The sequence below is a fragment of the Fulvimarina thalattae genome (assembly GCF_040239565.1).
GTDB lineage: Bacteria > Pseudomonadota > Alphaproteobacteria > Rhizobiales > Rhizobiaceae > Fulvimarina.
Map to the genome: position 1 here is coordinate 1 of NZ_JBEHWS010000011.1, position 19,167 is coordinate 19,167.

At 62.9% G+C, this 19,167-nt stretch carries 18 protein-coding genes and 1 pseudogene; 7 read left to right on the plus strand and 12 right to left on the minus strand.

The features are described 5' to 3' along the window. Positions 1 to 180 (plus strand): annotated as a pseudogene (locus tag ABRA89_RS13970) (IS30 family transposase); the annotation flags it as partial. 47 nt (positions 181 to 227) lie between these two features. Here the strand turns inward: ABRA89_RS13970 and ABRA89_RS13975 are convergent. The 3 genes from ABRA89_RS13975 to ABRA89_RS13985 all read right to left on the minus strand — a co-directional run bounded on the left by ABRA89_RS13975 (position 228) and on the right by ABRA89_RS13985 (position 3,103). After that, the gene (locus ABRA89_RS13975) at positions 228 to 1,529 is read right to left on the minus strand and encodes a TRAP transporter large permease (RefSeq protein ID WP_349942114.1); all 1,302 of its coding nucleotides are present in this window, start codon (positions 1,527 to 1,529) and stop codon (positions 228 to 230) included. A gap of 3 nt (positions 1,530 to 1,532) precedes the next feature. Then, a complete protein-coding gene (locus ABRA89_RS13980) occupies positions 1,533 to 2,063 on the minus strand; it encodes a TRAP transporter small permease (protein ID WP_349942115.1) in 531 nt (176 codons plus the stop codon). A 65-nt stretch (positions 2,064 to 2,128) separates the two neighbouring features. After that, positions 2,129 to 3,103, minus strand: a complete 975-nt coding sequence (locus tag ABRA89_RS13985) for a TRAP transporter substrate-binding protein (protein WP_349942116.1) — start codon at positions 3,101 to 3,103, stop codon at positions 2,129 to 2,131. Positions 3,104 to 3,240: 137 nt separating this feature from the next. Here ABRA89_RS13985 and ABRA89_RS13990 point away from each other — a divergent pair, with 137 nt between their 5' ends. Then, positions 3,241 to 3,693 (plus strand): hypothetical protein, encoded by a 453-nt coding sequence (locus ABRA89_RS13990; protein ID WP_349942117.1) that lies wholly within the window; start codon positions 3,241 to 3,243, stop codon positions 3,691 to 3,693. Between the two features lie 16 nt (positions 3,694 to 3,709). On the opposite strand, the gene ABRA89_RS13995 is transcribed toward ABRA89_RS13990, so the two are convergent. Next, the gene (locus tag ABRA89_RS13995; RefSeq protein WP_349942118.1) at positions 3,710 to 4,561 is read right to left on the minus strand and encodes a DUF1206 domain-containing protein; all 852 of its coding nucleotides are present in this window, start codon (positions 4,559 to 4,561) and stop codon (positions 3,710 to 3,712) included. 282 nt (positions 4,562 to 4,843) lie between these two features. On the opposite strand from ABRA89_RS13995, the gene mnmE reads away from it, so the two are divergent. Beyond that, complete coding sequence (gene mnmE / locus ABRA89_RS14000; protein ID WP_463671300.1) at positions 4,844 to 6,271, plus strand: tRNA uridine-5-carboxymethylaminomethyl(34) synthesis GTPase MnmE; 1,428 nt, start codon at positions 4,844 to 4,846, stop codon at positions 6,269 to 6,271. An 88-nt stretch (positions 6,272 to 6,359) separates the two neighbouring features. After that, positions 6,360 to 7,772: an MFS transporter gene (locus tag ABRA89_RS14005; RefSeq protein WP_349942119.1), complete on the plus strand. Its 1,413-nt coding sequence runs from the start codon at positions 6,360 to 6,362 to the stop codon at positions 7,770 to 7,772. 9 nt (positions 7,773 to 7,781) lie between these two features. On the opposite strand, the gene smpB is transcribed toward ABRA89_RS14005, so the two are convergent. The 5 genes from smpB to ABRA89_RS14030 form a co-directional block, all read right to left on the minus strand. Next, complete coding sequence (gene smpB, locus ABRA89_RS14010; RefSeq protein WP_349942120.1) at positions 7,782 to 8,255, minus strand: SsrA-binding protein SmpB; 474 nt, start codon at positions 8,253 to 8,255, stop codon at positions 7,782 to 7,784. 82 nt (positions 8,256 to 8,337) lie between these two features. Then, positions 8,338 to 9,219, minus strand: coding sequence for a 4-hydroxy-tetrahydrodipicolinate synthase (gene dapA, locus ABRA89_RS14015; RefSeq protein WP_349942121.1), 882 nt, complete (start codon positions 9,217 to 9,219; stop codon positions 8,338 to 8,340). Between the two features lie 177 nt (positions 9,220 to 9,396). Beyond that, complete coding sequence (gene eat, locus ABRA89_RS14020; protein WP_349942122.1) at positions 9,397 to 10,785, minus strand: ethanolamine permease; 1,389 nt, start codon at positions 10,783 to 10,785, stop codon at positions 9,397 to 9,399. A 67-nt stretch (positions 10,786 to 10,852) separates the two neighbouring features. After that, positions 10,853 to 11,623 (minus strand): ethanolamine ammonia-lyase subunit EutC, encoded by a 771-nt coding sequence (eutC, locus tag ABRA89_RS14025; protein ID WP_349942123.1) that lies wholly within the window; start codon positions 11,621 to 11,623, stop codon positions 10,853 to 10,855. Beyond that, complete coding sequence (locus ABRA89_RS14030) at positions 11,620 to 13,011, minus strand: ethanolamine ammonia-lyase subunit EutB (protein ID WP_349942124.1); 1,392 nt, start codon at positions 13,009 to 13,011, stop codon at positions 11,620 to 11,622. Before ABRA89_RS14030 ends, eutC begins: the two co-directional genes overlap by 4 nt. 239 nt (positions 13,012 to 13,250) lie before the next feature. Here ABRA89_RS14030 and ABRA89_RS14035 point away from each other — a divergent pair, with 239 nt between their 5' ends. Next, the gene (locus ABRA89_RS14035) at positions 13,251 to 15,521 is read left to right on the plus strand and encodes a lytic transglycosylase domain-containing protein (protein ID WP_349942125.1); all 2,271 of its coding nucleotides are present in this window, start codon (positions 13,251 to 13,253) and stop codon (positions 15,519 to 15,521) included. 17 nt (positions 15,522 to 15,538) lie between these two features. Here the strand turns inward: ABRA89_RS14035 and ABRA89_RS14040 are convergent, their stop codons facing one another. Then, positions 15,539 to 16,582: a histone deacetylase family protein gene (locus tag ABRA89_RS14040; protein ID WP_349942126.1), complete on the minus strand. Its 1,044-nt coding sequence runs from the start codon at positions 16,580 to 16,582 to the stop codon at positions 15,539 to 15,541. 214 nt (positions 16,583 to 16,796) lie between these two features. Here ABRA89_RS14040 and ABRA89_RS14045 point away from each other — a divergent pair, with 214 nt between their 5' ends. Beyond that, positions 16,797 to 17,822 carry a TAXI family TRAP transporter solute-binding subunit gene (locus ABRA89_RS14045; protein ID WP_349942127.1) on the plus strand — a complete coding sequence of 342 codons (1,026 nt, stop codon included), beginning with the start codon at positions 16,797 to 16,799 and terminating at the stop codon, positions 17,820 to 17,822. A gap of 20 nt (positions 17,823 to 17,842) precedes the next feature. Further along, positions 17,843 to 18,370 (plus strand): DUF1850 domain-containing protein, encoded by a 528-nt coding sequence (locus ABRA89_RS14050; protein ID WP_349942128.1) that lies wholly within the window; start codon positions 17,843 to 17,845, stop codon positions 18,368 to 18,370. Here the strand turns inward: ABRA89_RS14050 and ABRA89_RS14055 are convergent. Next, complete coding sequence (locus ABRA89_RS14055) at positions 18,329 to 18,655, minus strand: helix-turn-helix domain-containing protein (RefSeq protein ID WP_349942129.1); 327 nt, start codon at positions 18,653 to 18,655, stop codon at positions 18,329 to 18,331. The genes ABRA89_RS14050 and ABRA89_RS14055 overlap by 42 nt on opposite strands. Beyond that, positions 18,624 to 19,016, minus strand: coding sequence for a type II toxin-antitoxin system RelE/ParE family toxin (locus ABRA89_RS14060; RefSeq protein ID WP_349942130.1), 393 nt, complete (start codon positions 19,014 to 19,016; stop codon positions 18,624 to 18,626). Before ABRA89_RS14060 ends, ABRA89_RS14055 begins: the two co-directional genes overlap by 32 nt. Between the last annotated feature and the right edge of the window lie 151 nt (positions 19,017 to 19,167).

Below are 19,167 nucleotides of genomic sequence, written 5' to 3' on the forward strand. Positions count from 1 at the left end.
AACGGCCGATTGCGACGATGGCTGCCGCGGTCACTCGATCTCGACACCCTCACCGAAGCCGACATTCAGGACGTCCTCGTCTCGATCAATACGACACCGAGAAAATGCCTCGGCTTCGTCACGACTCTCCAAGCCATGCTCAAAGAACTTGGCAAAGACGTCCAAATCCGCTTCTCATGATCACGTTGCACTTCATGCTGGAATCCACCGTCCCCCGATCGGGGCGGTTAGCTGTTCATCAGGCTCGGCAGATAGGTTGCGATCGAGGGAAACGCGACAATCAGGAGAACCGCGAATAGCAGGATCAGGAAGAACGGAAGCGCGGCGATCGCGATCTTCAGGATATCGATCCCGGTCAGTCCCTGGATGACGAAGAGGTTGAAACCCACCGGCGGCGTGATCTGGGACATCTCGACGACAATGACGAGGTAGATGCCGAACCACAGGGGATCGATACCGACACTTTCGACCATCGGCATGATGATCGCGGTTGTCAGAACGACCACCGAAATGCCGTCCAGAAAGCAGCCGAGTACGATGAAGAAAACCGTCAGGGCCGCGAGCAGGGCATAAGACGAGAGTTCGAACGACCCGATCCAGCCGGCGAGGTTGCGCGGAATGCCGGTGAAGCCCATCGCAACGGAGAGGAAGCCCGCGCCGGCAAGAATGAATGCAATCATGCAGGAGGTAATCGTCGCGCCCATCAGCGCTTCCTTCAGCATGGCGAGCGAAAGCGAACCACTCCACCAGGCAAGGCCGACCGACAGCACGACGCCAACGGCCGCAGCATCAGTCGGCGAAGCGACGCCCGTGTAGATGGAGCCGATTACTCCGAGAATGAGCCCGAGAACGGGCAAGAGCCGTTTCGCGGCAGACAATTTCTGCCGAAGCGAAAACGACTCTTCGGTGGCAGGAAAGGCATGAGGCCTGATGAGCGCGACCGTCATGACATAGACCGCGAAGAGACCGATCAGCATCAAGCCCGGCAGGATGCCGGCAATGAAAAGCCGAGCGATCGATTGCTCCGTGGCAACGCCGTAGACGATCAGGATGATGGAGGGCGGAATGAGGAGACCGAGTGTCGCCGAACCAGCGAGGGTGCCGAGCACCATCGTCTCGGAATAGCCCCGCCCCTTCAATTCCGGGATAGACATCTTGCCGATCGTGGCCGCCGTCGCAGCCGACGAACCGGAGACGGCGGCAAAGATCGCGCAGCCGAAGATATTGACGTGGATCAGCCGACCTGGCAGCCGTCCGAGCCAGGGTGCGAGGCCGGAAAACATATCCTCGGACAGGCGCGAGCGAAGCAGGATTTCTCCCATCAGAATGAACATCGGGAGCGCCGCCAAAGCCCAGGAATGGCTGTGCCCCCAGAGCGTCGTCGCAAGGATCGGGCCGATCGGCGCCGAGGCCAGCAACAGCATCGACAGCATGCCCGTGATCATCAGGGCGAACGCCACCCAGACACCGGCCGCGAGCATCGCGATGAGAGCGATGAGAAGACCGGCGACGACGGGTATTTCGGCCATGGGCTACTCGATGTGTTGCTGCGGTTCGATTGCCGGTCGTCCGGTCCGCAGGGTTTGTACGAGAGAGTCGAGAAGCGCGATCGAAAGGATGGCGAGACCAAGAAGGACGACGCTTTGAGGAATCCAGAGCGGGATCGCGACGATACCTGTCGACTTGTCGCCGAAGCGGTAGGACTGCGCAGTCAACAGGGCAATGTAATAGGTGGCGAAAAGCGTCGCCGCGCCGCATGCGAGAAGGGCGAACAATTCGGCCGCGAGACGAGCCGCGCGGCCGGGAAGCCGATCAAGAACGAGCATCACGCGGATATGGCCGTCCCGCGTGAACGTGTAGGCGAGCGCGAGAAACGAGGACGCCGCCAGACAGTAGCCCGCGAAGTCTGCATAGGATGGGATCGTGTAGCTGACAGCGGTCCCGCCGAGGCGTGTGACGATGTTTAAAACGACCTGCGCACTCACGATCAGGCAGATGAACGCGATGAGGCCGGCGGCCAAGCCGCCGGCGAGCCGATAGAGGCCATCGAGCAGGTCTCTCATCCACTCACCTCTTCTAACGGTGCGCTCGGCCGAAGTGCCGTCATGGCCGAGCGCATAGTATTACGTCAGTTCTGATAGGCTTCGACGATAGCCTTGGCTTCCTCGGAAGCCGAGGCCTGCCATTCCTCCTGCATCGTCGCCCCGATCTCCTTCAAACCGGCGAGCAGCTCATCGCTCGGCTCGACGATCGTCATACCGTTGGATTGGAGCTCGTCTGTCTTCTCCTCCGTTTCGGCCTTGCTCATCTCCCAGCCACGTTCCTCGGCAGCTGAGGCGGCATTCATGACGGCTTCCTGCGTTTTGGCGTCGAGCCCGTCGAACGCAGCCTTGTTCACGACGACGATATTCTTCGGCACCCAGGCGTTGATCGGCGTGTAATGAGAAACGTAATCCCAAGCGGCCGAATTGGCGCCCGTCGAGGGCGACGTGATCATCGCCTCGACCTGTCCCGTCGAAAAGGCCTGCGGGATATCGGGAGCCTCAACCTGGGTCGGCGCCGCGCCAGCCAGCGTCGCGAACTTTTCGAGCGCGGCATTGTAGGCGCGGAATTTCAGGCCATTGAGATCGGAGACGCGTCCGATCTCGTTCTCGGTGTAAAGGCCCTGTGGAGGCCATGGCACCGAAAACAGGGGAACGAGGTTTTGCTCGGCGAGAAGCTCTGTGATCACAGGCTTCTGAGCCTCCCAAAGCCGGGCGGCATCGTCATAGCTCGTCGCAAGGAAGGGCTCGGAGTCGACGCCATAAGCTGCATTCTCGTTGGAGAGTGTCGACATAAAGAACTCCCCGATCGGCACCTGCTGCCCGCGAACCGCGTTCTTGATCTCCGGATGCTTGATCAGTGATCCCGCCGAATGAACGGTGATACTCAATTCGCCGTCGGTCGCTTCCTCGACCTCTTTTGCGAACTCGGAGATGTTGACCGTGTGGAAGGTTTTGTCCGGATAGGGTGTCGGCATATCCCAGTCGGCAGCGAGTGCCGCACCAGACGAGATCGAACAGGCGAGAACGCTTGCGAAGAATGCGCTGGCGGTGGCTTTCATGTCGAAGGTCTCCAGGATGGGCTTGAGATAATCGCGGAAGGGCTTTTCGCTGCTATGGTCGCGAGAAGCTATCGGTCAGCAGCAAAGGTCATCGATCCTTCCTTGCTTCAGGTTCATTTCGATCCTGCCATAGGGTCATGGATGATTCCAGCTCGTGGGCGATCGTGCGCTTTACCCGTTCCAAGGAGCGCCTGAGATTCCTCCATCATTCATGGTCGGGGCGCGGCAAGCGGCCACTGGCGTGCTCGACCGTGCCGCATATCTCCGCTGATATGGGACGCAAACGCCGGATCGAGGGGCCACCGCCACCGCGTGGCGACGAGGTGAAAGCCTGTTGGCTATGTGGTCGGCCGCTCGGCCGGCGTATCGAATGGCATCATCCGAGACCGAAAAGCCGTGGCGGGCGAGAAACCGTCTCGGTTCATCCGATCTGTCACCGGACGATCCACGCGACTTTCGCCAATCATGAACTCGCCCGGATGATCGATGACGACGTCTCGCTCGCAGAGCAGCCGGAAATAGCGAAATTCCTCAGGTTCATCGCGAACAAGCCGCCGGACTTCCACGCACCGACACGGCGGCGAAAGTGATCCGGCGACGCTGCATTCACGCTCGTCCTTCGGCCTTGGCCTTCAGCTTGGCCGCCATCGTCTCGACGTCGTCGCCAGCAACCCGCGGCACGATCCGGTAGCGTGCATTGACGAAGCAGAACAGCGCGAAGCCAAGCAGCCCGATGCAGATCGCGCCGACGATGACACGCCCGTAAGCCTGCCCGGTGAGCCAGGAAAAGGCCTTGCCGGTTCCGCCTGCCTCTTCGGGATTGAACGTCCAGCCAGCATTGATGAACAATATGCCGACAATGCAGATAACGATCCCCTGCGCGATCAGTCCGGCCTTGAGCACCGAATTGAAGTTCAGCGTGACCGGATTGGCCCGCAGATGCTTGCGGTATTTCCCGGCCCAGCCCTTGTACATGTAGTAGACGCCTGCACCGAAGACGCCCGCGCCGACCGCCATGACAATCCATCGCCCGCCAGGGAGCTCTAGCACCCACCGCACGACCTTACCCGTGGTCGAACCTCCACCGGACCCGGAGGAGCCCATAAACAGCAGGGAAAAGGCAAAGAAGCCGAGACCGAGGTGGAGGATGCCGGTGATGATCATGCCGGCCCTTGCACCAAGACCCTTGGTGTCGTCTCCACGGCATTCGAGATCGTAGAAGGCGGCGATGATGCGCCAGGCCGCATAAGACAGCATGCCGATGAAGATCAGGAAGAGAACCACCGATCCCCAGGTCGAATCCTCCAGCTGGCCAAGCGCCGACTTCGTCCCTTGTGCCTGCCCGCCGTGCCAGATGGCGAACAGCGAGAAGCCCGCAACCGCGAGATAGGTGATGCCGCGGCCCGCGTAGCCCGCCCGCATGACCGGGACGGTCCAGGATAGATCTGTCTGCGCCATGAAATGCTCCTGTCGGGGCGCTGGTTGGCCCAGCCTTTTGGATTGTCCCTCACGGGAAGAACCTGCCAAGCTTCGACGCTTTGTCGAGGGGTGCACGCGAATAAGATTTCGTGTGCTGGCAAGCGGTTACCGACCGTTTCGGCTGATCCGATTCATTGAGGAACGGCTCGGCTGAGCGCTTCCGCTGCTGCGATCGGTGCTTGCACCCGCTTCCGCAAGCTGGTTCTGTCGCAAGGAACGACGACACTTCACGCCGACCTGCCAAGCCGCGAGCTGCCCATCATGCATTCCGACACAATCGCTGCCCTCTCTTCCGGCGCGCTGCCTTCCGGCGTCGCGGTGGTTCGTGTGAGCGGGGCGAAGGCAAGCGTGGTGATGACGTCGCTCGCCGGTGCGCTGCCGAAGGATCGCCGTGCGAGCCTCCGAACCTTCCGCTCGGCGGACGGCGTGCCGATCGACACCGGCATCGCGCTCTTCTTCGAAGGCCCGAAGACGGCCACCGGCGAGGACATCGCGGAATTTCATCTGCATGGCGGGCGTGCCGTCGTCTCGGCCTTTCTTCAGGCGGCAACAGCGATCGACGATGTGCGGCTCGCCGAAGCCGGTGAATTCACGCGCCGGGCCTTCGAGAACGGACGGATGGACCTGACCGAAGCCGAGGGACTGGCAGACCTTCTCGCCGCCGAAACCGAAGGCCAGCGACGGGCCGCCTTCGATCAGGCAGGCGGCGCTTTGAGCGCGGTCTATGAAGGCTGGATGAAGCGGCTCACACAGGCGCGTGCCATGGTGGAAGCCGGTTTCGACTTCGCAGACGAAGGGGATGTCGGCGATGATGCCGGTGCCGGCGTCCGCGAGGCCGTAAGCGCCATCCGCGACGATCTTTACAACCATCTGCAAAAAGCCGGGCGCGGCGAAATCCTGCGCTCCGGCTATAAGGTCGCGATCGTCGGCGCGCCGAATGCAGGCAAGTCGAGCCTGTTGAATGCCCTCGCCGAACGGGACGCCGCGATTGTCACTGACGTTCCCGGCACGACGCGGGACGTGATTTCCGTCACCCTCGATCTCTCGGGCGTTCCCGTTGTCCTGTCAGATACCGCCGGCATTCGCGAAACGAAGGACGAGGTGGAAGCCATCGGCGTCGGCCGCGCCCGTGCGGCGATGAACGAAGCCGATCTCGTTCTGGCTTTGGAAGACCCGCGCGATGCGCAGGGTCCGCTCTCGCGTCTGAAAGGCCTTCTTTCCTACGTTAAACCCTCGCTCGGTCCGGTCGGCCAGGCGCTGGACGACGAGGGCGAAGGGGAAGAGGATGTGTCCCAACGCGATATCCTCACCGTCCGCACCAAGGTGGACCTCGCAAGCGACAAGGATGAGCCCGGGCACGGCCAGCACCTGGAAGAAGGCGGTTACGACTTCGCGATCTCGGCGAAGACCGGTACGGGTCTATCCGCCCTCATAGAAGCCATCGCGGAGCGTGCGCGCGAAGCCGCCGGAGATCCGGCCTCGGCCGTTCCGCTGCGCGTCAGGCAGCGCGAGCTCCTCGACGACACGGTTCGCATCCTCGACGAATTCCTCAAGGATCGCGATGCCCCCGACGAAATCGCTGCCGAGACCTTGCGGCGGGCCTCGACGCGCCTTGGCGCCCTTACCGGCGCGGTCGGCGTCGAGGACCTTCTCGACGTGATCTTTTCCGAATTCTGCATCGGCAAATGAGCGAGCTTCGTCGGATAACAAAAGAGCCGCTGCTTTCGGCAACCGGATCGGCTAGACAGGCCTGAAACCCGCCATCCGGAGTTCTCACTTGGCCCTCGTCGAAGACGCCCCGCCCTATGGCGCACCGCTGAAGAAGCCCGCGGTCTGGGGCTGGATGTCCTTCGATTTCGCGGCCCAGCCCTTCTTCACCGTTGTCATCACATTCGTCTTCGGGCCGTATTTCGTCTCGCAACTCGCCACCGACCCCGCGACCGGGCAGACCGCCTGGAGCCTCGCCGCAACGATCGCCGGCATCACCGTCGCGCTTCTCTCGCCGCTTCTCGGCTCCATTGCCGATCGGTCCGGCCCGCGAAAACCCTGGATTGCAGGCTTTTCCAGCCTCAAGATCGCAGCGCTGATCGGGATCTGGTTCGTCGCCTCGCCCGGCTCTTCGCTGTTTCTCGCCGCAGCGCTCATCGTCATCGCGCAGATATCCGCCGAGTTCTCGATCGTCTTCAACGACGCGATGCTGCCGCGCCTCGTGAAAAAGGAAAAGATCGGCCGGGTTTCAAACGCCGCCTGGGGGCTCGGTTACGCCGGCGGCATCGTCTTTCTCGTCTTCGCGCTCGGCTTTCTCGCAGGCGCCCAGGAAACGGGCCTCACCCTCTTCGGTCTCGAACCGCTCTTCGGCCTCGATCCGATGGAAGGCGAAGGCGCGCGGGCGACGGGGCCACTGGCTGCGCTCTGGTATCTCGTCTTCCTGACGCCGCTCTTCCTGCTGACGCCCGATCGCCCGCGCAAGGAATCGATTTCCAAGGCGGTCCGGGAAGGTCTCGGCGACCTGATGGCGACGGCGCGGGAAATCCGGGAGCGGATCGAACTCCTCAAATTCCTCATCGCGCGCATGCTCTACCAGGACGGCGTCAACGCGCTTCTCGTGCTGGGCGGCGCCTTCGCGGCCGGCATGTTCGGCTGGTCGATCATCGAAATCGGCGTCTTCGGCGTGATCCTCAACCTGACGGCGATCCCCGGCTGTATCTTCGCGGGCACGCTTGCGACAAGGCTCGGCTCGAAGAGGCTCGTCGTGCTCTCGGTCGCGGCGCTCGCCATCGCCAGCATCGGCCTCGTCTCGACCAGTCCGACGACGACAGCGTTCGGCCTCTTCACCTTTGCCGATACCGAGGCGACGGGTCTTTTCGCGAACGGCGCCGAGAAGGCCTACATCGTCTGGGGTCTGCTGGTGGGACTCGCCTTCGGCCCCGTTCAGGCCTCCTCGCGAGCCTGGCTCGCCGAAAGCGTGACTGCGGACGAGGCCGGCCGCTATTTCGGCTTTTATGCTCTGATCGGCCGCGCGACGAGCTTCCTCGCACCGGCCTCGGTCGCCGGGCTGACCGCGCTCGCGGCGGGCCTCACCGATCCTGTGACAGCCTCGCGCATCGGCATGAGCGCCATCGTCTTTTTCTTCCTGGCGGGTCTCGCGATTCTGGCGGTCACACGTGGGCCGGAGCGGCACCCGGTCTGAGGCTCTGCCTTAGACGTCCTTCATCAGCCGCTGCTTCTGGCGGTTCCACTCGCGTTCCTTGATCGTCTGGCGCTTGTCGGGCGCGTTCTTGCCCTTGGCGAGTGCCAGTTCGAGCTTGGCCGTACCGCGCTCGTTGAAATAGATCTTGAGCGGGACGAGGGTCATACCATCGCGCTGGACGGCTCCCGCCAGCCTATTCAACTGGGCGCGATGAACCAGCAGCTTCCGCCGGCGCTTGGGATTGTGATTGAAGCGGTTGGCCTGAAGATATTCCGGCAGGTTGGAATTGATCAGCCAGAGCTCGCCCTCTTCCTCCGTAGCATAGGCTTCCGCGATCGAGGCCTTGCCGCCGCGCAGCGACTTCACTTCGGTTCCGGTCAGCTGAAGACCGGCCTCGAGCGTGTCGATGATCGCATAGTTGAAGCGCGCCTTGCGGTTCTCCGCGGCGACATTGCTGCCTGAGGATTTCTTCTTCTTTGCCATGCCTCGCCCGGAGAAAGCGAAAGGGGCGATCGGCCCCTTTCAATGCGTCATATAATCAAGATTGGTCGCAAGCGGCGCGGTTTCAATCGAGAAGGCCGGCATGGCGGAGCGCCGCGTCGAGGATTTCCGCCGTCTCGTCAGATACCGGCACCATGGGCGAGCGCATCACGTTCCGGCACTTGCCGATCTTCGAAAGCGCATACTTCACGCCCGCCGGGCTCGGCTCGATGAAGAGCGCCTTGTGCAGCGGGGCGAGCTTGTCCTGATAGGAAAGCGCCTTGGCGAAGTCGCCGGCCGCGCAGGCCGCCTGGAACTCCGCGCACAATTTCGGCGCGACATTGGCCGTAACCGAGATGCACCCAACCCCGCCATGGGCGTTGAAGCCGAGCGCGGTCACGTCTTCGCCGGAAAGCTGGACGAAGTCGTTGCCGCAGAGCTGACGCTGCTCGGAAACCCGGTCCATCTTCGCCGTCGCATCCTTCACGCCGACGATGTTGGAGAAGTCGTTCGAGAGCCGCGCCATCGTCTCCGGCGTCATGTCTATGATCGATCGGCCGGGGATGTTGTAGATGATGATCGGGATCGAGACCGCTTTCGCAACCGCCGAGAAATGGGCATAGAGCCCGCGCTGGTTCGGCTTGTTGTAGTAAGGAGTGACGACGAGAACCCCGTCCGCGCCCGCCTGTTCTGCAAAGGTCGCAAGCTCGATCGCCTCGGCCGTGTTGTTCGATCCAGCGCCCGCAATCACCGGCACCCTGCCCTTGGTAGTGCGGATGCAGAGCTCGACGACCTCCTTGTGCTCGTCATGGCTGAGCGTCGGCGTCTCGCCGGTCGTGCCCACCGGCACGAGGCCAGACGAGCCCTCCGCGATCTGCCATTCGACGAATTCGGCGAACCCCGCCGCATCGAACGCGCCCTCTTCGGTGAACGGCGTAATCGTCGCCGGCATCGAACCCTTGAACATGGTGGCCTCTCAAATCTCCCCGCGAGGCCGCATTTCATTCGAAACCAACAGCCCCGTGCGGCTTTTTCCTAGCCGCTTTCTATGTCGCACGCGGATACACCGACATGAGGCCAAATGCCAACGGGGAGCGCCTTGTTTCTGGAGTCGACGTAAATCCGTTGCCCGAAAGAAGCCTCGTCAACTCTCCCCCGGAGCACCCTCCACCAGCTGGTGTCGGCTGTAGAAGGCGAAATAGGCGATGAAGAGGGCGTAGACGATCGCAGCTCCCAGCACCGCGCGCGGATCGACCAGGAGGCCGGCGATCGTCGCGATGAGCGCGAGAACCAGCGCGATGCCCGAGGTCACGATGCCACCCGGAGTGCGATAGGGGCGCTTCAGCTCCGGCTCCGACATCCTCAGCTTGATGTGCGAGGCCATCATCATGACGTAGGAGATCGTCGCGCCAAAGACGGCGACGAGTATGAGCAGGTCGCCCTGACCCGTGAGCGAGAGCACGAAGCCGACGATGCCGGGGATGATGAGAGCGAGATAGGGCGACTGGCGCTTGTTCGTCAGCGAGAGCACCTTCGGCAGATAGCCTGCGCGCGACATGGCGAACACCAGCCGCGAATAGCCGTAGATGATCGAGAAGAAGCTTGCGATCAGCCCTGCGAGGCCGACGAAGTTGACGAAGCGCGAAACGAGTGTCGGCTCGCCATACGCATTGGGCGCTTCGAGGGCGGCCACCAGAGGGTTGCCGCTATCCTGCAGCACCGACGAGCCGGCACCGCCTGCGCCGAAGACCAGGATAAGCCCCGCCGTGAGAAGAAGGACCGAGATGCCGCCAATCAGTCCGCGCGGCAGATCGCGCTCCGGATCGGCTGTCTCCTCGGCAGCCAGCGGCACGCCCTCGATCGCAAGGAAAAACCAGATGCCATAAGGGATTGCCGCCCATATCCCGACATAGCCGAACGGCAGGAATACGCTCGCGCCGACGGCGTCGGTCGCTGCTATGTCGAAGAGATTGTCGACGTCGAAATAGGGAATCATCGCGACGACGAAGACGATGAGCGCCAGAACCGCAAGCGCCGTGATCACGAAGATCAGCCGCAGCGCTTCGCCCGCCCCATAGATGTGGATGCCCAGGAAGATCGCGTAGAAGGCGAGATAAACCGGCCAGCCATCGATGCCGAAGAGCGAGCCGCAATAGGAGCCGATAAACACGGCGATGGCTGCAGGCGCGATTGCATATTCAATGAGGATTGCGACGCCGCACAAAAACCCGCCCCACGGCCCGAAGGCCCGTCGCGCAAAGCCATAGCCTCCGCCGGCTGTCGGCGCGATGGTCGCCAGCTCGGCAAGCGAAAAGCACATGCAGACATACATCGTCGCCATCAAAAGCGTCGCGATGAGAAGTCCGCCCCAACCGCCATATTGAAGGCCGAAGTTCCAGCCGGCGAAATCGCCGGAGACGACATAGGCAACGCCCAGACCGACGAGAAGCAACCAGCCGGCCGCCCCGCGCTTCAGCTGGCGTTCTGAAAAATAGTCCTTGCCGGACCCGGATGTGTCGGTCTCGTTCGCCATGCTGGTCGCTCCTTGCATCTGGGCCGGCTCGTCCGGCCATGCCGGGCGGCGATGGCGTTGGTTGCTGTCAGTCCTCGATCTGCTTCGTCCCGTCCCTCTTCGTCACTCCGGAATAGCCACGGTCCCGGGCCTTCTGGATCAGATCGGCGATCTTGCGGGCTGCATCCTGGGGTTTGAGGCCGCCGTCGCGGATGTTGGAGACGCAGAAGCGTTCAGCGTCTTCGGTGTCCTCACGTGGCTTGTGGGTGAAATAGGCTCCGAGAGAATCCGCTGCCGAGAGGCCCGGGCGTTCGCCGATGAGGACGAGGACGTTCTCGCAGTTCAGCGCCAGCGCGATCTTGTCGCCGAGCGCCACCCGCGCACCGGTGGCGATGACGAGGCGCATTTCGAGATCGCAGACCGTCTGGAGTGCCTCGACCGTCTTGCCCGCGTTGAGATTGACGGCGGTTGCGGAGAGACCATCGGCAACGACGATTGCGAGATCGCCGCCGGCCTCGGTTTCGAGTTCGTGCCTATCGTCCACGTCCAGCTGTTTGCCGAGATCGGGCCGGGCGAGATAATTCGTCCGGTCGCCGGTCTGGCTCGATACCGTCATAGGCTCGAAGCCAAGCTCTTCGAAGGACGCCTTCAGGCTTTCGAGATCGAGTTCGGAGTGGACCGCATCCCGCGCCATGGCGTGGTCAAGCGCGAACTTCAGCTGCGGCCGCGTCGGCAGGCCGGAGCGCGCGCGACCAAGCGCAATGCGCGCATCCGTGCGGCCCTTGAGCTTCGACAGCTTGTCCGGCGAGGCGACGATCGCCGGTGGCGGAGCATCGCTCCTGTCGATCTCGTCGCTCATGAGGCCTCCAACAGCTTTTCGACGCCGTCGATCGCCTCTTCAAGGGCTTGCGGGGCGGGCATCAAAATACCGGTCTCGTCCATCATGCCCTGGCGCACCATCCAGTCGAGGAATTCCGGCGCGGCCTTCAGCCCCATGGTCTCGCGGGCGTAGGCGAGATCGTGGTGCGACAGGCTCTGATAGTTGAGCATGATGTCGTCGGCCCCGGGCACGGTGATGACGAAGTTCACCCCCGCGGCAGCAAGCAGCGTCAACAGAACGTCCATGTCGTTCTGGTCGGCCTCCGCATGGTTGGTGTAGCAGACGTCGACGCCCATCGGCAGGCCAAGGAGCTTGCCGCAGAAATGGTCCTCCAGCCCGGCCCGGATGATCTGCCGTCCGTCGAAGAGATATTCCGGACCGATGAAGCCAACGACCGTGTTGACGAGCAGGCAGTCGAAAGCCCTTGCGATGGCGTAGGTCCGCACCTCCATGGTCTGCTGGTCGACGCCGTGATGGCCGCTCGCCGACAACGCCGATCCCTGCCCTGTCTCGAAGTAGAAGCAATCCTCGCCGATCGTGCCGCGCTTCAGGCTCTTTGCGGCGTCCTGGGCCTCCCGCAACACTTCCAGCGACACGCCGAAGGAGGAATTGGTCTTGGCCGAACCGCCGATCGACTGGAAGACGAGATCGACGGGCGCACCCGCCTCGATCGCCTCGATCGCGGTCGTCACATGGCCCAGGCAGCAGGTTTGGGTGGGGATTTCGTAGCGTGAGCGCACATCGTCGAGGATGCGGCAGACGCGGGTATAGTCCTCCACGCTGTCGGTCGCCGGATTGACGCCGAGCACCGCATCGCCCGAGCCCATCACGAGTCCGTCGACCAGGCTCGCGGCGATGCCGAAGCTATCGTCCGTCGGATCGTTCGGTTGGTTGCGGGCCGAGAGCCGGCCGGGCAGCCCGACAGTCGACCGGAATTTCTTCACCACCTTGCGCCGCGCGGCGATGGCAATGAGATCCTGATTTCGCATGAGCTTGGAGACCGCCGACACCATTTCCGGCGTCAGCGCATAGGTGAGCCGTTCCAGCTCCACCGGCTCGGCGGCGAGAAGATGCTCGCGCAATTCGCCGACGGTCAGCGAGGAGACGCGGCGAAAGGCGAGCTCGTCTTGCTGGCTGGCGATGAGGTCGGATACCCAGTCGTCCACCTCGGGCATCAGTTCGAGCCCGGCGAAGACCTTGAGCGGCATGTCGGCGAGGCAGTGCTGGGCCGCCACGCGCTCCAGCGCGCTTTCCGCCGCGATCTCGGCCAGATGATCGCCGGATCGCTCCGGCGAGGCCTTGGCAAGCAAGGTCCTCAGATCGGCAAAGCTCCAGGTCTGCCCCGCCACGGACGTCTTGAGCGCCATCGCCCTGCTCCGTTCGTCGTGTCTTAAGCGCGTCTCATCGGCAAGTGGAAACGCTTCGGGCTCAAAATACAAGCGCGAAAATGGGCAGCCCTGCCTCATCGGCAGGCACGAGCAGCCCTCGCGAACAGTTGAACGGCATCGGGTCGCAGGTCTCCAAAGGACCGTAACCGAGTCTTAAGTCCGTTCGTGAGAAGTTTTGCAACCATAACAAGGCCGTGCTGCGCTCAATGGATTCCTCGATGAAGCCGAAAAACGAGGAGCACGGCCAAATACGCGAAACCCATCAGGATCGCTCGACCCGCATGACCTTCACCATCCGGTCCCCACGCCTTCTCCTCGTCGCTTCGCTGCTCGCCGTGAGCACGACCTCGGCCTCCTCGCAGTCAATCCCGATTCCGCTGGATCGGCCGGGCAAGACCGATCGTATCACAACGGGTTCGACGCAGGCGGCGGCCAGCTCGCTGCGTGGCTCGAACGAAGCAGTCGATCCCTGGCGTTTCGGGCGCGAGGTGACCGCGCCTGCGAACCCGCTGATGAACCGGACAGCCGCGCCCTCGCTGCCCTCCTCCGCTGGAGCCTTTGCCGCGTCACTTGCAGCGACTGGTGCACGACAAGGCCAGCTCGCGCCGATGCGCGGCGAGTTGAAGGAAGGCCTGCAGGCGCTTTCAGACCGCGATGAGACCAAGGCCCGCCGCATCCGCGAAGGGCTGCGCCAAGGCTCGCTCGACCGCAAGATCCTTACCTGGGCGATCGCGCTGTCGGGCCGCAATGACGTGCCCTCCTACGAGATCGCGGCGGCGGCGAGCGAACTTGCCAACTGGCCTGGCATGACGACCCTTCGCGAAAACAGCGAAAAGGCGCTGTGGCGGGAGAAGCAGCCGGCCTCGCAGGTGCTGCGCGCCTTTGCCGGCAGCAAGCCCGAAACGCCGGAAGGCGCGATGGCCCTTGCCCGCGCCTATCAGCAGAGCAATCAGGCTGGCCAGGCGAGAGCCGTCATCCAAAACCTCTGGCATAACGAGGTTCTGGACCAGGGCACCGAGCGCGAAGTCCTCTCCAATTTTGCCTCCCTGCTGACGCGTGACGATCACCGCCACCGGATGGCGATGCTGCTCTATCGCGACCGTATCTCCGACGCTGACCGCGTGCGCAATCTTGCCGAGGCAACAAGCCTCTTCCGCGCCTGGGCTGCAGCTCTTCGCGGCGAACGCAATGCGGGCACGCTGCTTGCTCAGGTGCCGGCCGACCAGCGCGCGACGAGCTATCAGCTCGCCCTTGTCGAGCACTATCGCAAGCACGACCGGCTTCAGGACGCGGCACAAATTCTCCTCAATGCGCCGCGCGATCCGCGAGTCCTCATCAATGGGGATGCATGGTGGAACGAGCGCCGCATCGTCGCGCGCGATCTCCTCGATGTCGGCAATCCGAGGCTTGCCTACCAGATCGTAGCCGGGCACTCGGCGCAAGACGATGTCGAACGCGCCGAAGCCGAATTTCATGCCGGCTGGATCGCGCTCCGCTTCCTCAGGGACCCGCGCACCGCTCACCAGCACTTCGAGAAGATCCTGAAGGTCTCCTCCAAGCCGATCTCGCTTGGGCGCGGCTATTATTGGCTGGGCCGCGCAGCGGAAGCCGGCGGGGGCGGCAATGCTTCTAACTATTATTCCCAGGCCGCACGCCACTCGACCACCTATTACGGCCAGCTGGCGCTTGCGAAACTAGGTCGTTCTCCCGGCCAGATCGCCTATCCGAACCCCACCAATTCCGAGCGCCAGCGCTTCGCTTCCCGCGAAGCCGTTCAGGCGATCAACCGGCTGGAGCAGATCGGTTCGGATTGGCGCGCCGACATCCTCTATCGCGACCTCGCACGCGAGCTCGATAGCCCCGGCGAACTCGCACTCCTCGCGGTCATGGCCGAACGGCGCGGCAACCACAATCTGTCGCTCACCGTCGGCAAGCTGGCCAGCTATCGCGGCGTCGACGCCCCGGCGCTCGCCTATCCGATCGGGGTCATCCCGGCGAACGCCAACATCTCGGCGGCCGGCAAGGCTCTCGCCTATTCGATCGCGCGGCAGGAAAGCGCCTTCAACCCGAAGGCCCGTTCGGGCGCCGGTGCGCTGGGGCTTCTCCAGCTGATGCCCCGCACGGCGCGCAGCGTCGCCGGCCGGCTGGGCCTGCCTTATTCCGAGGGCCGGCTTCTCTCCGATCCGGGCTATAACGCCACCCTCGGCGCGCGCTTCCTTGGCGAGCAGATCGCCGATTTTGGCGGCTCCTACGTTCTCACCTTCGCGGCCTACAACGCCGGCCCACGCAGGGCCAAGGAATGGATCGAACGCTTCGGCGACCCCCGCGGCAAGTCGCTCGACGAAGTGGTGGACTGGGTTGAACGCATTCCGTTCGGCGAGACCCGCTCCTACGTCCAGCGCATCATGGAGAACTACCAGATCTACAAGGTCCGCCTCGGCGCCCCGTTCTCGATCGAGAAGGATCTTCGGTTCGGCCGGAATGGGTGAGGTCGCGGGTTAAAACCCTACCGACCGAATGCCTCCATAAACCGTGGCGCGCACTCCGCCACGGCCGCCAGCGAATAGCCACCCTCCTGCACGATGACCGTCGGCAGGTTCGTGCCGCCGATCAGCTCCCCGATCTTTGAATAAGCCACTTCAGTCACCGAAAGCCGGGAAAGCGGGTCGTCTTTGTGCGCGTCCCAGCCTGCGGAGATAACAAGCGCTTCCACGCCGAACTTCGCCGCTGCTTCAATCAGGCGCTCGACGCCTGCGATGATCGCATCGTCGCCGGCCTGGAAGGCGAGCGGGATGTTGAGATTACAGCCCTCACCTTCCCCGCGCCCCATCTCGTCGGCATAGCCGAAGAAGAACGGATAATATTCGGTCGTATCGGTGTGGACCGAGCCGACGAAGACGTCGCTGCGATCGTAAAAGATCGCCTGCGTTCCATCGCCATGATGGGTGTCGAAATCGATGATCGCGACCTTCTCGTATTTCGATCGAAGCCACTGGGCCGCGATCGCAGCGTTGTTGAAGAAGCAGAAGCCGTTGGCCCGATCCGGATAGGCATGGTGACCCGGTGGGCGGCAGAGGGCATAGGCGGCGGGCGCACCGCCAAGCACGCCATCCGCCGCCGTCGCGGCGGTCATGGCCGAAGCATAAATCGCCTCGAAGGTGCGCTCGCCCATCGCGCAGGAGAGATCACCGATATACCATCCCGTCTGGCCGAGAATGCCGGTCGTCCGCGGCGCCGGTCGTGGCCCGAGGGCCGAAGCGCCTGCATGGTAGGGATGAACATTGGGCAGCACCTCGGGTCCCGCATTCTTCAGGGACTGAAAACGGCTCCAGGCGCCGCGCAGATACTCGACATAATGCCCGGCATGCACTTCTGTGATCGCCTCGATACCGACGTCCTCGGGCGGGCGATGAGCTAGGCCCATACCAGTCAGCCGTTCCAACAACGTCTCGGCCCGGTTCGGGTTTTCAAGCGGCGTCACCAGTCGGCCGTGAACGCCGTATTGCTGCGGCCGGTGAACGAGCTGCGTTTCCGAAAAGACGATATCCATGGCTTGGTCCTTGCGTCAGTCCTTCGACCACCTGTGGGCCTCGGCGCTAAATTCCAGACGACGCGCTCGCCGACCGTTCGAGAACAGCTACCCGCTCGGAGCGAGCCAAGCGCAACCGGCGAAAACGGCGCCCGGCATTGCTTCCCGGCAGCCCTGCGGTATCCTGCTTCTCGGTATCGAAAACGAAAACGGTTTCAGGGAGGAAACCTCTATCATGACGAAACGGACCACTCCGATCGCGCTAGCCGCGGCACTCGCATTCGGCGGCTTCGCCGGGCTTTCGACACAGGCGAGCGCGCAGGAACAGAACCTCATCTTCGGCACCGGCGGCACGTCGGGCAGCTACTATCCGATCGGCGGCGCGTTGAAGGGCGTCTTCGAGGAATCCGATCAGGTCGGCGACGTGCAGGTGGTCTCCACCGGAGCGTCCGTCGCCAACATTCAAAATATTCAGGACGGCCTCAACCAGATTGCGATCGTCATGAGCGACGTCGCCTATGACGCGGTCGAGGGCAAGGGCCAGTTCGAGGGCAATCCAGTCGACCTCAAGGCGATCGCCGGGCTTTATCCGAACGTCGTCCAGATCGTTGCGACGGGCGATAGCGGAATCACGTCGGTCGCTGATCTCGAAGGCAAGCGCATCGGCGTCGGCAAGGTCGGCTCGGGCGTCGAACAGAGCGCCCAGAAAGTGCTGGAGGCCGCCGGCCTCACCTATGACGACATGGCGCGTGTGACCCACACCGGCTATGCCGACAGCGTGACCGAGATGAACAACGGCACCCTCGACGCCGCGTTCTTCACCTCCGGCGTGCCGAACTCCTCGATAACCGGGCTGATGCAGTCCTCGGATGTCACCTTCGTGCCGGTGGAAGGCGACATCGCCTCCAAGCTGCTCGAAAGCTACCCGTTCTACATCAACTACGAGATCCCGGCGAACGACGACGCGGCCTATGGCCTCGACAACGCCATCCAGACGGTCGCGATCCGCAACATGCTTGTGGTCCCGGGCTCCATGGACGAGGCTCTCGCCGGCGAACTCGCCAAGCGCTTCAGCGACTATATCCAGTCCGGATCGGTCTCGGTGAGCGCCCTCACCCAGTTCGATCCGGCGACGATGGACGAAGGTCTGGTCGCCCCTGTCCATCCGGGCGCGCAGAGCTTCTACGATTCCGGCTCTGGCGGTTCGGGCGAAGAAGCTGCCCCGCAGGAAGCCGAGAGCGGCGAGGCTGCCACGCAGTAACGCCGACAGAATCGCGCTCCATGGCGCGGCTGGACACTATCAGCAAGACCATCGCGGCGGCTCTCACTGCCGCGATGGTCTTGTTCGTCTCCGCGCTTGCCGTTGCCGAAGACGCGCTCCCATTCTCGCTGGTGGTCGCGGAAAACGAGAGCGAACTCCACCGTTTCCCCGCCAAGCCGGGCGACCGCTTCACACTCTCATGGGAGCATTCGGTAGAGCGCGAAGCCTGGGAAGAGACCTTCCGCATCACCGAGACGGGCGCGATCGAAATCCACTCGACCCGCTTCAAGACCTATGGCGCGGGCGTGCCCTCCGAGGGTGCCGAAACCACACGTATCGAGGATGGCTGGGTGGTGATGGACGGCATCGACCGCACCGTCGATCCGCTTGCAGTGCTGGCGACTCCGAAGCAGAACTACCGGATGCGCTGGAAAGATGAGAGCTTCGACCTGACGCCGGACGGCAAGCCACATGTGCTGACCTTCGAGGTGGATGGTCGAGACCGCTCACAAAACGGCATCGACGCCCTTGGCATGGATGAGCGATAGAAGCTTCAGGGATGGTCCACTCGGCTTCTTCTCCCCCTGCTCCCATTGCGACAGGGCCGACGTGCTGACGTTCAAAACCTTAGCGAACACGGCCTGGCTCATCTCGGACGCTTCCCGAAGCTGCCGGATTTCGGCGGCATCGAACGGGCGAACCGTCGTCAGACAAGCAGCATCGAAGCGCCGCATCGTCTGCTTGTCGACGGCACCCACCGCGTGGAGATCGGACATGGCGAGATGCGCCGAACGCAGGGCATCACTTCGGTAGGTCTTGTTCGGCTTGGTCATCCGTCACCTCGATCCATGCATTTCTGTCCACGAGCCTTGTCACATGGCTCTCGTCGAGCTTGGCGATCTCTCCTGCAAGTTCGCGATAAAGATCGAGCTCGCTTTCTGAGAGATTTGCCTGCCTGTTCTTCGCGAAGAGATGAAGAAACAGGACGTGACTTCCCACCACGAATACGACAATCGCCCGATGCGCATTCTTGCGACCGCTTTGCGCCGAGACCCGTTGCTTGACGAGATGGGCTCCAAGATCGGCATCGATCGTCCCCTCGCGGAGCGCGACCGCGGCCCGGATCAGCTCCCGATCATCGACCTTCGCCTTTTTCGCAAGCCGAGCGAATTCCGCGGTCTTGAAGACCCTCAACCCAAAGACCCTCGCTCGAAGCCTGCTCGAACCAATCCGACTGCAGGGCGACAAAGTGAGCGTCCCAAGCCGCCTCGCAATCTATGACACCTAGTACCACATTTCCACATAAATCGCCCATGCTTTGCACGATGGCACACCGAGGGCTAAG

Coding starts and splice junctions, on each gene's coding strand:
- ABRA89_RS13975 (WP_349942114.1), bottom strand. CDS start 1,529: ATGGCCGAAATACCCGTCGTCGCCGGTCTTCTCATCGCTCTCATCGCG.
- ABRA89_RS13980 (WP_349942115.1), bottom strand. CDS start 2,063: ATGAGAGACCTGCTCGATGGCCTCTATCGGCTCGCCGGCGGCTTGGCC.
- ABRA89_RS13985 (WP_349942116.1), bottom strand. CDS start 3,103: ATGAAAGCCACCGCCAGCGCATTCTTCGCAAGCGTTCTCGCCTGTTCG.
- ABRA89_RS13990 (WP_349942117.1), top strand. CDS start 3,241: ATGGATGATTCCAGCTCGTGGGCGATCGTGCGCTTTACCCGTTCCAAG.
- ABRA89_RS13995 (WP_349942118.1), bottom strand. CDS start 4,561: ATGGCGCAGACAGATCTATCCTGGACCGTCCCGGTCATGCGGGCGGGC.
- mnmE (WP_463671300.1), top strand. CDS start 4,844: ATGCATTCCGACACAATCGCTGCCCTCTCTTCCGGCGCGCTGCCTTCC.
- smpB (WP_349942120.1), bottom strand. CDS start 8,255: ATGGCAAAGAAGAAGAAATCCTCAGGCAGCAATGTCGCCGCGGAGAAC.
- dapA (WP_349942121.1), bottom strand. CDS start 9,219: ATGTTCAAGGGTTCGATGCCGGCGACGATTACGCCGTTCACCGAAGAG.
- eat (WP_349942122.1), bottom strand. CDS start 10,785: ATGGCGAACGAGACCGACACATCCGGGTCCGGCAAGGACTATTTTTCA.
- eutC (WP_349942123.1), bottom strand. CDS start 11,623: ATGAGCGACGAGATCGACAGGAGCGATGCTCCGCCACCGGCGATCGTC.
- ABRA89_RS14030 (WP_349942124.1), bottom strand. CDS start 13,011: ATGGCGCTCAAGACGTCCGTGGCGGGGCAGACCTGGAGCTTTGCCGAT.
- ABRA89_RS14035 (WP_349942125.1), top strand. CDS start 13,251: ATGAAGCCGAAAAACGAGGAGCACGGCCAAATACGCGAAACCCATCAG.
- ABRA89_RS14040 (WP_349942126.1), bottom strand. CDS start 16,582: ATGGATATCGTCTTTTCGGAAACGCAGCTCGTTCACCGGCCGCAGCAA.
- ABRA89_RS14045 (WP_349942127.1), top strand. CDS start 16,797: ATGACGAAACGGACCACTCCGATCGCGCTAGCCGCGGCACTCGCATTC.
- ABRA89_RS14050 (WP_349942128.1), top strand. CDS start 17,843: ATGGCGCGGCTGGACACTATCAGCAAGACCATCGCGGCGGCTCTCACT.
- ABRA89_RS14055 (WP_349942129.1), bottom strand. CDS start 18,655: ATGACCAAGCCGAACAAGACCTACCGAAGTGATGCCCTGCGTTCGGCG.